The sequence below is a fragment of the Nocardioides dilutus genome (assembly GCF_054779555.1).
This window is the reverse complement of record NZ_BAAGYA010000001.1, coordinates 1,352,391-1,367,636: the sequence shown is the minus strand read 5'-3', so window position 1 is coordinate 1,367,636 and position 15,246 is coordinate 1,352,391. Positions and strand designations below refer to the sequence as shown.

The following is a 15,246-nucleotide window of genomic DNA, read 5'->3' as shown; positions in this document are numbered from 1 at the left end:
GGTCAGAGCGGCAAGGGCAAGCGTCTGAATCACTCGCGCCGAACGAATCATGGACAAGGTCACACCTCGGGAACGCAACTGACGGACGGTGGTCAAACGCGGCACCAGGGAATTCGTTACGCACGGAACGATTTGCTACTCAATGCCGCAGGCTCGAGGCGTGGCCCGCCGTCAGGGACGGCAAACGCGGCAGGCGGTCAGGTGGGCGTTGTCCTCGCCGACCGGACGCAGGTCGTCGCGGTGGGCGATGAGCGAGCAGTCGCGACGGTGCATCGTCGTGCCGTCACCGGCGGTGACCGGCAGCGCGTCGACGTCGATGCCCTGGTCGTTGACCGCTGCGGCGCGCGAGGTGACGTCCGCGAGCACCAGCAGCGTGTCGGCCAGGCGCTTGTTGGACTCACGGCCGTCGTTGGCGATCCGGGCGAGCCAGGCGCCGAAGTAGAGGAACCCACCCACGAAGGTCAGGCCGAGACCCAGCAGGCCACCGGACACGAGGTAGGACAGCTGGTCGTACTGGTAGGGCGTGTTCGCGGCGCCGTACCAGCCCAGGACGATGACCACGAGGCCCGTCGGCAGGAGCACGGCACCCGCCCAGAACAGCACCACCTGGAGGAGCTGGAAGTTGTTGTTCTTCAGCGGCGCCGCGCCGGTCGAGCCGGCGCGGGGCAGGCTGGTCGACCCGGCGCCCATCCGGGCGCCGCTTGCTCGCTGGGGAGTCGTTGGCACGGTAGTCATGAGTTCACCTTTCGCAGGTCGGGCAGACCCGAGTCGAGGCCGTGGGAGCAGGCGCCGCCGCCGCCGAGCGCCATCGCGCCCATCCGGCGGATATAGCTGCCGGCGACGCACGCACCGGCGATCGCGCCCACCATGAGCAGGCCGGGGATCGAGAACAACGCCGGCAGACCGGAGGCGAGCTCCGCCGGTGGCAGCGCCGTGTCCGTCGTCGTCGGCGACGAGGCGGTCGGCGTGGTGGTCGGTGAGGTGACGCCGCCGGCGGCGCCACCGGTCGCTCCGCCGCCCGAGGAGCCGCCGGTGTCCTCGGTGGTCTCCTCAGCGCCAGGGTCGTTGTCCGGGACGAAGTCCGGGATCTCGATCGGGTCGGCGGTCTCCACCTTGGCGGTCGCCCGACCCAGGTGGATGACGATCCGCGGCGAGAGGTTGATAGCGGCCTGCAGCGCCTTCTTGAGCTCCTTCATGTCCTCGGGGAGCTGGTCGAGGATGTCCTGCAGCGGAAGCGTGCGGAGCCCGTCGCTGAGCGTCTTGGTGTCGATCTCGATGATGAGACCCTCCACGACGCTCTTGATCTCCTTCTCGTCAACGTCGAAGACCGGCTCGGGGACCGTGACGGTGACGCCGAGCTCGGCCAACGCTGCCTTGGGCTCGTCCGGCAGGCCCGGGATGGGACTTGCTTGACCGCCGCCCTCGATGCCGTCGGGGCCGATGGAGAACTCCTCACCGGCGATGGTGATCGTGCCGTAGTTGGCCTTGCCCTTGCCCTTGGGCGCGGTGCCGTCGCTGGACGAGGTGACCTTGGCCTTGACCCCGGACATCGTGATGACCCCGCCGAACAGGCTGACGTCGCCGACCGCCGAGCGCGAGACGCCCCTGATCTCTCCGGGGGTGCGCTCGGCGTAGGTGGATGCCTGGAACCCACCGAAGGTGGCCAGGGCCGCCATCTGAGCGGGGATCTGGCACTCGGTCGCCGGCTCCTCGGCCGCGGCCGACCGCGCCGAGCTCCTGGTCGTCGTGGCCGAACGGTCCGACAACGCATCGAACAGGTTCTCGAGACCGGGGATCGGGATCGGGATCTCCGGCAGGCCCGGGACCGGCGGTTCCTCGCCGCCCTCGCCGCCGCCCTCCTCGCCCCCGGAGGTGTCGCAGGTAGACGAGTAGCCGCTCTGTGCGTACGTCGCCTTCTCGGTCGCGCCGGTCCGCATCACCGTGCCGGGAGCGGGCTCGTTGGCCTCGCCTGCGGCACCGGACGGGTAGCCCGAGTTGACCTGGAGGGGGTAGCCGGCCTCATAGATCGAGTCCTTGACCTCATCGGGAATCGGGAAGAACTGCAGGCGCGGATCCTCGATGAGAGCCTGCTCGATCGTCTTGGCGCCCTCGCCGACGGCGTCACCGGGCCAGACGTACGACGCCCGGCCGCGGCTGCTGCTGCTGTCGGCGACAACCCTGGTGTAGCCGAACATGACCTCAGCCTGCGGGTAGGCGGGGATCGGGATGGTGGGCTCGTAGACCTCGATGTAGACCGGCGTCGCCGTGGTCAAGGCGCTGTAGCCGAACTTCTTCTCACCCTCCTCGGCCGCCGCGAAAGCCCCGGCAGGAGCACCACCGGCGAGCGGCAGCGCCAGCGCCACCAGCCCGGCGGCGACCACAGGGAGCGCAAGGCGGCGGCGGTTCATGCCGCACCGCCCAGGATGACGTCGGACATGGTGGCCATGATTTCCTCCGGTTCGCCGGTGGCGACGATGCGCCCTCCGGTCATGACGGCCGCGTAGTCGGAGACCCGCAGGGCGGTGCGCGCGAACTGCTCGATGCACAGGATCGAGACGCCGCTCTGGGCGATCTGGGCGACGGTCTCGTAGAGCTCGTCGACGATCAGGGGCGCCAGGCCCATGGAGAGCTCGTCGAGCAGCAGCAGGGCCGGGTCGGAGGCGAGCGCCCGCGACATCGCCAGCATCTGCTGCTCGCCGCCCGACATGGTGCCGGCCAGCTGCTTGCGCCGCTCGAGCAGGCGCGGGAAGTAGGCGAACGCGGTCTCCAGCACCGCCTCGGCGGGCACCCCGGCGTAGGACATCAGGGTGAGGTTCTCCTCCACCGTGAGGTTGGGGAAGACCGACCGACCCTCCGGGACCGTGCACAGGCCGACCCGGGCCAGCTCCTCCGGCGGGGCGTCGCGGAGGTTGACCCCGGCCAGGTGGATGTGGCCGCTGGTCGGTGCCTTCTGACCGCTGATGATCTTGGTCAGCGTCGACTTGCCACCACCGTTGGGGCCGAGCAGCGCCATCACCGCACCCTTGGGGATGGTGAGGTCGACCCCGCGAAGCACCTCGATCCGGCCGTAGGCCGCGTGCAGGTCGACGACCTCCAGGATCGGGACGCTCATCTGCTCACCGCCGGGATCTGCTGGGTCTGCTCGACCGCAGGGATGTCGGTGAGCGTGACGTCGTCGGCAGCGTCGGCTTCGTCGGAGTAGCCGAGGTAGGCCTTCTGGACCGCCGGGTCGCTGCGGATCATCGACGGTGGACCGGAGGCGATGATGCGACCGAAGTCGAGGACGTGGATCTCGTCGCAGACCGCCATCACCAGGTCCATGTCGTGCTCGACCATGACGATGCCGCGGCCCTCGGCCGCCAGCTCCTTGAGCAGCTCTCCGAACGCGTCGGTCTCGCTCTCGTCCTGCCCGGAGGACGGCTCGTCGAGCAGCAGCAGCTTGGGGTCCCCGGCCAGGCAGCGCGCGAGCTCCAGCAGTCGGGCGGTGCCGGTCGGGATCGAGTCGGCCCGCTCGTCGGCGTACGCCGCGATGCCGACCCGCTCGAGCAGGCCCTCGACGTCGGCCTTGGCGGGCCGGACCAGGCCGAGCAGGCCGGCGTGGATGTCGTGGGCGACGCGGACGTTCTCCCGGACGCTCAGCGAGCCGAACGCCTCGAGCCGCTGGAAGGTGCGACCCATGCCGCGCTTGGCGCGGCGGTTGACCGGCAACCGGGTCACGTTGCGGCCCTGGAACCTGACGGTGCCCCTGGTCGGGCGCTGCAGCCCGCTGATGACGTTGAAGCACGTGGTCTTGCCGGCGCCGTTGGGGCCGATCAGGCCGGTGATCCGCCCGGCGGCGGCGACGAACGAGGCGTGGTCGACAGCGGTGACGCCACCGAACTGCACCACGACGTCCTCGACGCGCAGGAGCGCGTCGCCGAGCTCGTGGCCGGGGGCGACGCTGGTGTCAACGTGCGCCATGAGCGGCCACCTCCCTCGCGTCCCCTGTGTCTCTCCCGGGGTCCACCGCCGGCGTGACGGTGGTCTCATCGATGTCAACGAGGTCATCGTCATTTCGTGACGCGGGATCCGCGTCGTCGTTCTCCCCGGTCATCGGCAGGGCCGGCAGCCTGGACAGCAGCCGTGGCCCGATCTGGCCCTGGAGCCAGCGCCCCAGCCGGAAGACGTAGATCGCGAGCCCGTTGGGGTTGCGGCCGAGCAGGACGGCACCGACGGCGAGGATGATGAAGAGGATCGCCTGGGCCTCCGGGAAGTTGTAGAGCAGCATCAGCCCGGTCCCGCCCAGGGCCGCCCCGGTGACCGAGGTGACCCCCAGCACCACCGCGAGCAGCAGCAGCGGCAGGCTGTTGAAGAACTGGAACTCGGCGGCTCCTACGCTCTGCCGCAGACCGGCGTAGAGGCCGCCGGCGAGTCCGGCCATGCCCGCCGAAGCCGCGAACAGGCCGACCCGGAACCACCGCATGTCCAGCCCGAGGGTGCCGCAGGCCGCGGGACTGTCGCGCATCGCGAGGAGCATCCGGCCGATCACGCCGCGCCGCACCAGGAGGAGCAGGAAGGCCATCAGGACGAAGAACACCGACATCACGAAGACGTAGCCGCCGGTCGAGGTGACCGACCGGCCGAGGATCGAGAGGCGCTCGGCCCCGAGCGTGCCGTTGAAGCCGAACGCGAAGTCCGCCTGGAACAGCATCTTGTCCATGATCGAGGCGAACGCGAGCGTCGACAGCGCAAGGTAGAGCCCGGTCAGCCGGAGCACCGGCAGGGCCACCACGGCACCCACGCCGGCCGCGACGAGCGCCGAGACCAGCAGGCCGTAGAGGTTGGGCTCGTCGAGCTTGGCGTAGGTCAGCGCCCCGACCCCGGCGAAGGTGAACTGCGCCAGCGACACGTGCCCGCCGTAGCCGGTGAGCAGCACCAGCGACAGCATCACGATGGCGTACGTCGCGGCGGTGCCGACCAGCAGCAGGTTGGCCTCCGAGGTCGAGCCGGTCAGCAGCGCCACGAAGATGAGGAGGGCCGCACCCCAGCCGAGCGCCTTGGGCAGCGACGGGAGTGGCGCCGAGACGATGCCCTTGACCTGGCCGATGCGCAGCTGGGCCTGCGGCATCGCGACGATGACGATGAAGAGGAAGAGCGCCGGCACGACGTTGTCGACCGTGCCGATCAGGCCCTCCTGCGGGAGGTAGACCGGGGCGTAGGCGCTCAGCAGGCCGAGACCCATCGCGCCGAGGAAGGTCAGCGGCAGGCTCTTGAGACGGCCCAGCATCGCGGCGGCGTAGGCGTTGATCACCAGCAGCGTCAGCGAGTAGGTGTCCAGACCGACGGTCGAGACCAGCAGGATGCCGCCGAGGCCGGCGAGCGAGATGCCGATCATCCACGACAGCGTGGCGACCTGGTCGGGCTTGCCACCGAACAGCTTGAGCAGCTCGGGGTTGTCGACCGAGGCCCTCATGGCGGTGCCGATCCGGGTCCGGTTGAGGAGCGCGTAGAGGCCGCCGGCCACCGCCACCGAGGCCAGGATCGTGATGAGCTGGTGGGCGGTGATGTTGGTGTCGCCGAGCGAGAAGCTGGTCTCGGGGAAGAACGGCAGGACGGTGCGCGCCTCGGGCTTGTAGACCTGGGTGGCGAAGCCGATGCAGCCCACGAGGAGACCCACCGTGACCACCAGCCCGACACTGACCGGCGCCTCGCCGAGGCCCCTGGCGACGAACCGGGCGATGAACCAGCCGATCGCCGGCGCCACCACGAAGAGCGTGAGGATCAGGGAGAGCCAGATCGGCAGGCCCTGGCGGACGCTGAAGTCCCAGAACAGGAACGACAGGACCATGCCGAAGGCGCCGTGGGCGATGTTGAACACCCGGGTGGTCGTGTAGGTCAGCACCAGGCCGCTGGCGGCGATCGCGTAGGCCGCCCCGGAGAACAGCCCGAAGATCGTGTAGGCGAGGAACGAACTCATGGGTCAGCCTCCGACGTCGATGAGAGGGCCGCACTGGAAGCCGTTGCCCGAGACCGGGGTCCACTTGCCGCCGTTGAGCTGGATGATCTGCGCGCAGTTGTAGGTCGTCCGCGCGCCGACCTGCTGGGGGACGTGGACGCCGTTGCCGGTCCAGTCCTTGACCTTGGCGAACGCGGCGACCAGGGACGCCCGCTCGAGCTTGCCGCCGAGCTTGACCGCCTCCTGCACGAACAGCCGGGCGGCCGACCAGGCGTAGAGGCCGTAGTAGTTGGGGACGGCGCCGGGGCTCACCTGGGAGAGCCAGGAGCGGTAGAGCGCCATCTCCTTGTTCTTCAGGTCGTCGAACATCGCGGTCGAGGAGTAGACGAACGTCCCGTCACCCAGCGAGCCGGCCTGCTCGACGTAGCGCTCGTCGTAGATCGTGGCGTCCTGGAGGAACACCGTGGGGTCGAAGTCCTGCTGGTCCATCGCCTGCTGGAGCTTGACGGTGTTCTGGTAGGGACCGACGTAGACCACCAGGTCGACGTTCTTGTCCTTCATCTGCTGGACGTAGGGCGCGAAGTTGAACTCCGAGACGTCGATGCCGGCGAACACGTCGATGTTCCAGCCCGCCTTGGTCCATGCGTCACGGAACTTGATCGCGTTGGGCGGCGCGGCGCCGGCGTTGATGTAGAGCAGGCCGACGTGCTCGGTCGAGCTCTTGTACTTCGACAGGAAGAAGTTGGGTACGACGCTCGGCACCAGCCCGACGTTGACCGACTGCGCGCTGAAGCAGGTCGAGCACTTGGTCCGCTCGGGGTTGACCGAGGTGGACCGGATGTCCGGGAGCCCGCAGCCCTCGGCCGCCCCCGCACCGCCGGAGTCGAAGGCTGACATCGAGCCGACCGCGGCGAACGCCTCCGCGCACGCCCGCGTGTAGGCCTGCTGGTCGGCGCCGGCGTCGGCCCGGCTGTCGAGCAGGGTGACCTCGAGCTTGCGACCGCAGATGTCGCCGGTGGAGTTGAAGTAGGCCGCGTAGGCGCGGGTCGCCTGCTGGGCGGACTCGAAGATCCCCGGCACCGGGCCGGAGATGTCCGAGGCGTTGGCGATCACGATCTTGTCGTCGGTGATGCCGGTCTGGTTCTTGAACCCGTCGCAGCTGGCCGCCTCGGCCCCGCCGTCCGCGGCGTTGTCACCCTGACCCTGGCCGCCCCCGCCGGAGCCGTCGCCGGAGCCGCCCCCGGTGCCGCTGGTGCCGGTCGTGCCGGTGGACCCGGTGGTGCCGGTCGAGCCGGTGGTCCCGGGCGTGGTGCCCGCCACCGCGTCACCTGTGCCCGTCTTGCCCGCGGAGCCAGCGTCGGTGCCCAGGACGCCGCCCGACCCCGACCCCTCTTGGGTCCCGCCCGTGCCTCCGCCGGCCTGCGCGACGTCCTCGGGGTCGAGCTGCGACCCGCACGCGGTCAGCGTGAGCACGCCGACCACCACGGCGGCGACCACGGCCTTGCGGCGTACGGACGACATGACAGGCCCCTCAGCCCGCCGTCACGCCGGCGCACTGGTACTTCGTGCCACCCACGGGGACCCACTTGCCGCCGGTGAGCTGGATGAACCGCCAGCAGTCGCCGGTCTGCTTCGTGCCCACGTTCTGCGGCGAGTGCAGGTCGTTGGCGGTCCACTTGCCGGTCGCCTTGACCGCGTTGATCAGCGCCGCGCGGTTGAGGCCGCCGCCCAGGGCGATGGCCTTCTCGACGAAGAGCCTGGCCGCGGACCAGGAGAAGACGCCGAAGAACGTGGGGTCGGCACCGGGCCGGACCTGCTGGAGCCAGCTCATGTAGAGCGCGGTCTCCTTGTTCTTGCTCGCCTCCTCGAACGGGGTGAAGTTGGTGAACACGACCGTCCCGTCGACCGCGGAGCCGCCGGACTCGACGAAGTCGGGGTGGTAGTCCGTGGGGTCGCGCATGTAGAGCTTGGGGGTGTAGCCCTGCTGCTGCATCGCCTGCCGCAGCCGCACCGACTGCTGGTAGGCGCCGGTCCAGAAGACGACCTCGACGTTCTTGTCCTTCAGCTGCTGCACGTAGGGGGCGTAGTTGAACTCCGCGATGTCGATGCCCTGGACGATGTCGAAGTGCATGCCGCGCTTGGTCATCGCGCTGGCCTGGAGCGGCGCGTTCTGGGCCGCGGCGCCGGCGTTGATGTAGAAGAACGCCGAGTGCTGCCCGGCGCTGCCGTAGTTCTTGAGGATGTAGTCCGCCACGATGTTCTGGTGCTGCCCGGTGTTGGTCGACTGGGCGCCGAAGCAGGTCGCGCAGGCGTTGCGCTCGTTGGTCACCGCGGCCGAGCGGATGTCGGGGAGGCCGCAGCTCTCGGCCGTCCCGGACCCGCCGCTGTCGAAGGCCGACATCGACCCGACCATCGCGAAGACCTCGGTGCACGCCTTGGTGTAGGCCTGCTGGTCCGCGGCGGCATCGGTGCGGCTGTCGTAGGTGACCAGCTTGAGCTTGCGGCCGCAGATGTCGCTGGTGGAGTTGAAGTAGGCGACGTAGGCCTTGGTCGCGTCCTGCGACGCCTCGAACAGGCCGGGCACCGGGCCGGAGATGTCGGAGGCGTTGCCGATAACGATCTCGGTGTCGGTGATCCCGGGACCGTTCTTGAAGCCGTCGCAGCTCGCAGCACCACCACCCCCGGTGGCGGAGTTGTCACCGCCGCCCGAGCCGCCGCCCGACCCGCCGCCCGACCCGCCGCCCGAGCCGCCGCCCGACCCGCCGCCCGAGCCGCCCGTGGTCGTGCCGCCCGTCGTCGTCCCACCGGTCGTGTCACCCCCGCCGGTGGTGTCGCCGGTCGTCGTGGTGCCGGTCGTGTCGCCGCCCGCGACCGTGCCGTCGGGATTGACGATCCCTCCCTGGACGGTGCCTCCACCGCCGCCGAGACCCTGGACGTCCTCCGGATCGATGTTCGACCCGCAGGCCGCCAGCGTCAGGGCGAGCGTCACCGCGGTGACTGCCGCGGCGAGCTTGCCGACCCTCTTGTCGATCTGGTTTCCGGCACGAAGCACGGGACCCTCCACTGGTGAACCGTCTGGTGCGTGACGAGCGGAACTAGAACGCGTACCAGTTCCGCCCCGTCCAACGACGGCCCGCAGCAAAGGTGACGGGGGTTACAGCATGGTGAGAGCTACTCCTGGGTAGGTCCGGACAGCGCTTTACGGCGTCCTGGCGCGGGCGACCGCGTAGAGGGCCACGCCCGCGGCCACCCCGGCGTTGAGGGACTCGACCTGGTTGGCCATCGGGATCGAGAGCAACTGGTCGCAGGTCTCGGCCACCAGGCGGGAGAGCCCGGCTCCTTCGGAGCCGACCACCAGCACGAGAGGGCCGTCGGCGAGCTCGAACGCGGTGAGGTCGACGTCGCCGTCGGCCGCCAGACCGACGACCATGCAGCCGGCCTCCTGGTAGTCCTTGAGCGCGCGAACCAGGTTGCCGGCCTGGGCGACCGGAATCCGGGCCGCGGCCCCGGCGCTGGTCTTCCAGGCGGCCGCTGTCATCCCGGCCGCACGGCGCTCGGCCACCACGACGCCGTGGGCACCGAAGGCGGCCGCGCTGCGCACCGTCGCCCCGAGGTTGCGCGGGTCGGTCACCTGGTCGAGGGCCACGATGAGCGGGGCCTCGCCCATCTCCTGGGCCCGGTCGAGCAGGTCGTCGGGGTGGGCGTACTCGTACGCCGGGATGCGCGCGGCCAGCCCCTGGTGGACCGCGCCGCCCGTCATCCGGTCGAGCTCGCCGCGGCCGACCTCGAGCAGGCTGATGCCGCCCTCGGCGGCGAGCCTGAACGCCTCGCGGAGCCGGCCGTCCCGCTCGGCCCCTTCCGCGACGTAGAGACCCGTGACGGGCACCCCCTCGCGGAGCGCCTCGACGACGGCGTTGCGGCCGGCCACCCACTCCGCGTCACCGCCGGTGCGGCGGCGCGGCTTGGTGGTCGAGGACTGTGCCGACTTCTTGGACTTCTGCTGGGCCTTCTTGTGCGCCTGGTGGTAGGGCCGGTCCTTGGCCTTCGGCGTCGGACCCCTGCCCTCGAGTCCACGGCGCACCCGGCCGCCGGACCCGGCGGTGGGGTTGCCCTTGCTCGACTTGCGGACCGAGCCCTTGCGCTGGCTGTTGCCCGGCATCAGCCGATGCTCCACTTCGGGCCGTCGGGCGTGTCCTCGACCTCGATGCCGGCGGCCTTGATCCGGTCGCGGATCGCGTCGGCAGCCGCGAAGTCCTTGGCGGCGCGGGCCTCGGCGCGCTGCTCCAGCAGTCCCGCGACCAACGCGTCGACGGCGGCCGTCAGCTTCGCGTCCCCACCGCCCGAGCTCGGCCAGGCGGGGTCGTCCGGGTCGAGTCCGAGCACGTCGAGCATCGCGCGGACCTGCCCAGCTGCCGCGGACGCGCCCTCGCCGGCCGCCAGCAGCCGGTTGCCCTCGCGCACGGTGTCGTAGAGGACCGCGACCGCCGCCGGCGTACCGAGGTCGTCGTCCATCGCCGCCGTGAAGGCCTCGGGGAGGTCACCGGCCTGCGCGGCGCCCGCCCGGTCGAGGAAGTTCTCGATGCGCCGAAACCCCTGGGCCGCCTCGTCGAGCGCCTCGAAGCTGAACTCGACGTGACTGCGGTAGTGGGCGGCGACGATGTAGTAGCGCAGCTCGATGCCGCGGACCCGCTTCAGCACCTCGGGCACCAGCAGGCTGTTGCCCAGCGACTTGCTCATCTTCTCGCCGGAGGTGGTGATCCAGGCGTTGTGCATCCAGTAGGACGCGAACGGGTGGCCGGCCGCGCGGGACTGGGCCTGCTCGTTCTCGTGGTGCGGGAAGCGCAGGTCGACGCCACCGCCGTGGATGTCGAAGGCCTTGCCGAGGTACTTCCCGGCCATCGCGGAGCACTCGATGTGCCAGCCCGGGCGCCCCGGCCCCCACGGGCTCGGCCAGGCGGCCGTCTCCGGCTCGGTCTCCTTCTTCCAGCCCTTCCACAGCGCGAAGTCGCGCGGGTCGCGCTTCCCGCGCGGGTCGGCGTCCTCCGCGGCCTCCATGTCGTCGATGGCCTGGTGGGTGAGCTCGCCGTAGGCCGGCCACGACCGCACGTCGAAGTAGACGTCTCCGGACCCGTCGGCGGCGGGGTAGGCGTGACCCTTCTCGATCAGCTGTCCGATCAGCTCGAGCATCTCCGGCACGTGGCCGGTCGCAGCCGGCTCGTACGTCGGGGGCGCGACGTTGAGCGCGTCGTAGGCGTGGTCGAGCTCGCGCTTCATCGCATAGGCGAGGTTGTACCAAGCGCGGCCCTGCTCAGCGGCCTTGACGAGGATCTTGTCGTCGATGTCGGTGACGTTGCGGATGAACGTCACCTCGAAGCCGCGATGCCGCAGCCAGCGCTGCAGGACGTCGAAGTTGACGGCCGAGCGGACGTGGCCGACGTGCGGCTCGGACTGGACCGTGAGACCGCAGACGTAGAGCCCGGCCTTGCCCGCTTGGAGCGGCACGAAGTCACGGACTTCGCGGGTCTGGGTGTCGTAGAGCCTCACCGGCCTCAGTCTAGGGAGAGGTGGCCCACCTACCGACTCGCCGCCGATTCGCGATACAGGTGGGACCTGTGTGACTTAGCGTGGCGTGGTGTCCCGGCTCCTGCCCGCCCTCGTCCTTGCGCTGACGCTGGCCGTCGCGCCGGTAACGTCCTCCGCGCACGCCCCGGCGGCGGCGAAGGGCCCGGTCCGGCTGATCTTCGACTCGTCGTGGGACCTCGGCCAGGACTGGCGCACGGGCAACAAGCAGGGCGTCCGGGTGCGCAAGGGCTCGCTGGTGCTCACCAAGACCGCGCTGTCCCGCCGCTACCGCGGCACGACCTACGACGTGGGCCAGTGGACCTCGGCCTGGACCTCGCCCGGGTTCGGCGTCACCGAGCTGATCGGGTCGTGGCAGGCCGTCACGCCACGCAACAGCTGGGTCGAGGTGCGGGTCCGCGGCCGGGTCGGCGAGCAGACCTCGAGCTGGGACATCCTCGGGCGCTGGGCCGCGAGTGACCGCCGGGTGCGCCGGACGTCGGTGGCCGGCCAGGGCGATGACCTGGCCGACGTCGCCGTGGACACCTGGAAGGTCAAGGACCCCGGTGGGGCGGCGTCCTACCAGGTGCAGGTCCGGCTGATGCGCCGCAGCGGGGCGAGCTCGCGGTCACCGGCCGTGGACGCCCTGCACGCCGTCGCGACCCGGCTGCCTGCCGGCCTGCCGTCGGTGTCCGCCCCGGGCCCGGCCGCGGGCATCACGCTCGAGGTGCCGCGCTACTCGCAGATGGCCCACGTCGGTCACTCGCCGAAGTACGGCGGCGGCGGCGAGGCCTGGTGCTCCCCCACCTCCACGTCCATGGTGCTCGGCTACTACGACCGGCTGCCCGACGCTTCGGCGTACGCCTGGGTCGGCGCGGACCACACCGACCCGTGGGTCGACCAGGCGGCTCGGGCGACCTACGACGCGGCGTACGAGGGAACCGGCAACTGGGTGTTCAACACCGCCTTCGCGGCCTCGCTGGCCGGCGACGCGTTCGTCACCCGGCTGCCGGACCTGCGCGCCGCCGAGAAGTACATCGCGGCTGGGATCCCGCTGGTGGCGTCCTTGTCGTTCGGGAGCGGAGAGCTGACCGGTGCCCCGATCTCGTCGAGCGCGGGGCACCTGCTCGTCATCGTCGGCTTCACCGCCACTGGCGACGTCGTCGTCAACGACCCCGCCTCGCGCAGCCGCAGCGGCGTCCGCCGCACCTATGACCGCGCCGAGCTCGAGGCTGCGTGGCTCGGCGGCTCCGGCGGCGTCGTCTACGTCATCCGCGACGAGGCCCACGCCCTTCCATAACCCCCGTGAGCTTCGGCCCGGCACCCACGGGGCGCGCTCGCTCCGCTCGCAACGCTCGCTTCGCTCGCACGCGTGGGTTCAGACGGAGTAGCCACCATCGACGTCGAGCTTCTGTCCGGAGATGAAACCCGCCCGGTCGGAGGCGAGGAAGCAGACCGCCTCGGCGACGTCGGTGGCGGTGCCGAACCGGCGCAGCGGGATGTTGCCCCGGGTGATGGCCAGGGCGTCGTCGCTCAGCTCGCCGGAGGAGATGAGCCGGGCCGCCATGCCGTCGGTGAGCATGCCGGGGCCGACACAGTTGACACGCACCCCGAAGCGGCCCTCCTCGGCGGCCAGCGCCCGGACCATCGCCTCGACCGCGGCCTTGGGGGCCGAGGAGAGTCCGTCGCGCACGGGGTAGCGCGCGGTCGCGGCTGTGGTCACGGCGACGATCGAGCCCTCGGCCTCACGCAGGTAGGGCAGCGCCGGGCGGGCGAGGTTGAAGAACCCGCTCGCGTCCGAGGCCATCTGCTCGGCCATCTGCTCGGCCGGCACGGCCGATAGGTGGACCATCGGGACGTGCGGGCCGGCGGCGTGCACCAGCGTGTGCAGACCGTCGTACGCCGTCGCGACCTCGGCGACCACCTCGGACGCCCGGGCCGGGTCGGTGACGTCGAGCTGGTACGCCGCTCCCCGCACGCCCCACCCGCGGACCGAGTCGACGACCGCTTCGGCGGCTTCCGGGCGGGAGCGGTAGGTCAGGGCGACGTCGCAGCCCCTGCTCGCGAGCATCCGGGCGATCGCCAGGCCGATGCCGCCGCTGCCGCCGACGACCAATGCCCCGCCGACCCGGCCTGCGAAGTCCTTGCCGTGCTGCGCCATGCGCCCACTATGTCCGACTACGCGGCGGAGAAGTCACGCACGTGCAGGCCAGTGGCGCCGTCCGGCAGCACGCCCTGCTCGACGCTGGTCTGGACCTTGCCGTCGCGGTCCACCGCCCGGACCCGGACCAAGTGGTCCCCCGGCTCGACGTCCACGACCCCCCACCACTGCACCCAGGTGTCGTCGTTGGGGACCGTGGCGAGATCCGCGGCCCGCCAGGCGCCGCCGTCCAGTGAGAACTCGACCTCCGCGATGCCGGTGTGCTGCGACCAGGCGACGCCGCCGAAGACGACCTCGCCCGCCGGCACCTCCTCGCCCGAGCGCGGCACGTCGACGCGGGACGACATCTTCACCGGTCCGCGCTCGGCCCAGCCGCGCTCGGTCCAGTAGGCCGTGATCTCGGCGAACGTGGAGACCTCCATCTCCCGGAGCCACTTCGTCGCCGACACGTAGCCGAAGAGACCGGGCACCAGGGTGCGCACCGGGAACCCGTGGTCGATCGGCAGCGGCCGGCCGTTCATCGCCAGGGCCAGCATCGCGTCGCGATCGTCGGTGAGCGCGGCCAGCGGCGTGCCGCAGGTCCATCCGTCGTCCGAGGTCTGCAGCACCGCATCGGCACCGGGCAGGATCCCGGCCTCCTCGAGGATCGGTGCCAGCCGGACCCCGCTCCACCACGCGTTGCCGATCAGGTCGCCGCCGACCTCGTTGCTGACGCAGCTCAGCGTCACCCACGCCTCGGTGAACTGCCGTTGGAGGAGGTCGCTGTAGGTCAGCGTGATCTCCCGCTCGACCATCCCGTGGATCCGGAGCGACCAGTCGGTCGGCTCGATGGCGGGTACGACGATCGCGGTGTGGATCCGGTAGAAGCTGTCGCTCGGGGTCATCCACTCGGTGATGCCATCCACCCCCAGGCTGGCGCCGTCCGGGACCTCGGGGCGGGTGACCTGAGGGAGGCGGAGCAGCCCGCGGACCTCCTCGACGTGACGGCGCCCGCGACCGACGACCCGGCCCGCGACGCCCAGCACGCCAGCGGCGGCGACCAGCACCCCGACCCGGACCCCGAAGGCCCGCCGGGTGTGGGCGGTCTCGCCAACCGGGCCCGCTTCCACTCCCTGGCCCGCCGCCTCTTCGGCGGCCCGCAGCGGGTCCGTCAGCAGCGACAGGGTCACCAGCCAGGTCACGAAGCCGATGGCGACCGGCAGGACGTCGATGACCGCCGCGCCGCGCTGGGTCGAGACCGCGACCGCGCCCACCGCGGCCAGCGCGGCGTAGACGGCAGCGGGCGCCCACCAGCTGCGCCGGGCGAGGCGGCCGGCCCAGGCGAACACCGCCGCCAGGAAGGCGAAGATGCCGAGGAGCAGCAGCGGCTTGTCGAGCTTGCCGACCAGCGAGATGAGGTATTCGGCGACCGGTCCGGGGGTGAGCTTGATGACGAGCTCGGCCACGGCCACCACCGGCGACTCGCGGATGGTCAGCGCCATGGCCGCGAAGTAGCTGGTGGCCAGTCCGGCCGCGCCCGCGGTCAGGCCGGCGACCGACCAGGCACCGCGGAACGTCGTCACAGCACGATTGTCGCGCAGAGTTGCCGCCG

At 71.1% G+C, this 15,246-nt stretch carries 12 protein-coding genes; 1 reads left to right on the top strand and 11 read right to left on the bottom strand.

Going from position 1 to position 15,246, the window contains the following annotated elements; all coding sequences use genetic code 11:
• Window positions 1–171: 171 nt before the first annotated feature.
• From ACYVC6_RS06615 to cysS, 9 genes are all read right to left on the bottom strand, one after another.
• Window positions 172–735: a hypothetical protein gene (locus ACYVC6_RS06615; protein WP_460712195.1), complete on the bottom strand. Its 564-nt coding sequence runs from the start codon at window positions 733–735 to the stop codon at window positions 172–174.
• Entirely contained in the window at window positions 732–2,408 is a 1,677-nt protein-coding gene (locus ACYVC6_RS06610) for a choice-of-anchor P family protein (protein WP_460712193.1), read from the bottom strand. Before ACYVC6_RS06610 ends, ACYVC6_RS06615 begins: the two co-directional genes overlap by 4 nt.
• The gene (locus tag ACYVC6_RS06605; protein WP_460712191.1) at window positions 2,405–3,112 is read right to left on the bottom strand and encodes an ABC transporter ATP-binding protein; all 708 of its coding nucleotides are present in this window, start codon (window positions 3,110–3,112) and stop codon (window positions 2,405–2,407) included. The genes ACYVC6_RS06610 and ACYVC6_RS06605 overlap by 4 nt, the downstream gene beginning before the upstream one ends.
• Window positions 3,109–3,960, bottom strand: coding sequence for an ABC transporter ATP-binding protein (locus ACYVC6_RS06600; protein WP_460712189.1), 852 nt, complete (start codon window positions 3,958–3,960; stop codon window positions 3,109–3,111). Before ACYVC6_RS06600 ends, ACYVC6_RS06605 begins: the two co-directional genes overlap by 4 nt.
• On the bottom strand, window positions 3,947–5,956 hold the full coding sequence (locus ACYVC6_RS06595; protein WP_460712187.1) for a branched-chain amino acid ABC transporter permease: 2,010 nt from the start codon (window positions 5,954–5,956) through the stop codon (window positions 3,947–3,949). The genes ACYVC6_RS06600 and ACYVC6_RS06595 overlap by 14 nt, the downstream gene beginning before the upstream one ends.
• 3 nt (window positions 5,957–5,959) lie before the next feature.
• Window positions 5,960–7,456 (bottom strand): ABC transporter substrate-binding protein, encoded by a 1,497-nt coding sequence (locus ACYVC6_RS06590; protein ID WP_460712185.1) that lies wholly within the window; start codon window positions 7,454–7,456, stop codon window positions 5,960–5,962.
• Window positions 7,457–7,466: 10 nt separating this feature from the next.
• Window positions 7,467–8,987, bottom strand: coding sequence for an ABC transporter substrate-binding protein (locus ACYVC6_RS06585; protein ID WP_460712183.1), 1,521 nt, complete (start codon window positions 8,985–8,987; stop codon window positions 7,467–7,469).
• Between the two features lie 147 nt (window positions 8,988–9,134).
• Complete coding sequence (rlmB, locus tag ACYVC6_RS06580; protein ID WP_460712181.1) at window positions 9,135–10,094, bottom strand: 23S rRNA (guanosine(2251)-2'-O)-methyltransferase RlmB; 960 nt, start codon at window positions 10,092–10,094, stop codon at window positions 9,135–9,137.
• Window positions 10,094–11,488, bottom strand: a complete 1,395-nt coding sequence (gene cysS / locus ACYVC6_RS06575) for a cysteine--tRNA ligase (RefSeq protein WP_460713315.1) — start codon at window positions 11,486–11,488, stop codon at window positions 10,094–10,096. Before cysS ends, rlmB begins: the two co-directional genes overlap by 1 nt.
• A gap of 79 nt (window positions 11,489–11,567) precedes the next feature.
• Here cysS and ACYVC6_RS06570 point away from each other — a divergent pair, with 79 nt between their 5' ends.
• Window positions 11,568–12,794, top strand: coding sequence for a peptidase C39 family protein (locus tag ACYVC6_RS06570; protein ID WP_460712179.1), 1,227 nt, complete (start codon window positions 11,568–11,570; stop codon window positions 12,792–12,794).
• A gap of 78 nt (window positions 12,795–12,872) precedes the next feature.
• Here the strand turns inward: ACYVC6_RS06570 and ACYVC6_RS06565 are convergent, their stop codons facing one another.
• On the bottom strand, window positions 12,873–13,655 hold the full coding sequence (locus ACYVC6_RS06565) for an SDR family NAD(P)-dependent oxidoreductase (protein WP_460712177.1): 783 nt from the start codon (window positions 13,653–13,655) through the stop codon (window positions 12,873–12,875).
• Window positions 13,656–13,672: 17 nt separating this feature from the next.
• Window positions 13,673–15,217, bottom strand: a complete 1,545-nt coding sequence (locus tag ACYVC6_RS06560; protein ID WP_460712175.1) for a molybdopterin-dependent oxidoreductase — start codon at window positions 15,215–15,217, stop codon at window positions 13,673–13,675.
• Window positions 15,218–15,246: the final 29 nt, after the last annotated feature.

Coding starts and splice junctions, on each gene's coding strand:
- rlmB (WP_460712181.1), bottom strand. CDS start 10,094: ATGCCGGGCAACAGCCAGCGCAAGGGCTCGGTCCGCAAGTCGAGCAAG.
- ACYVC6_RS06590 (WP_460712185.1), bottom strand. CDS start 7,456: ATGTCGTCCGTACGCCGCAAGGCCGTGGTCGCCGCCGTGGTGGTCGGC.
- ACYVC6_RS06605 (WP_460712191.1), bottom strand. CDS start 3,112: ATGAGCGTCCCGATCCTGGAGGTCGTCGACCTGCACGCGGCCTACGGC.
- ACYVC6_RS06565 (WP_460712177.1), bottom strand. CDS start 13,655: ATGGCGCAGCACGGCAAGGACTTCGCAGGCCGGGTCGGCGGGGCATTG.
- ACYVC6_RS06600 (WP_460712189.1), bottom strand. CDS start 3,960: ATGGCGCACGTTGACACCAGCGTCGCCCCCGGCCACGAGCTCGGCGAC.
- ACYVC6_RS06610 (WP_460712193.1), bottom strand. CDS start 2,408: ATGAACCGCCGCCGCCTTGCGCTCCCTGTGGTCGCCGCCGGGCTGGTG.
- ACYVC6_RS06615 (WP_460712195.1), bottom strand. CDS start 735: ATGACTACCGTGCCAACGACTCCCCAGCGAGCAAGCGGCGCCCGGATG.
- ACYVC6_RS06595 (WP_460712187.1), bottom strand. CDS start 5,956: ATGAGTTCGTTCCTCGCCTACACGATCTTCGGGCTGTTCTCCGGGGCG.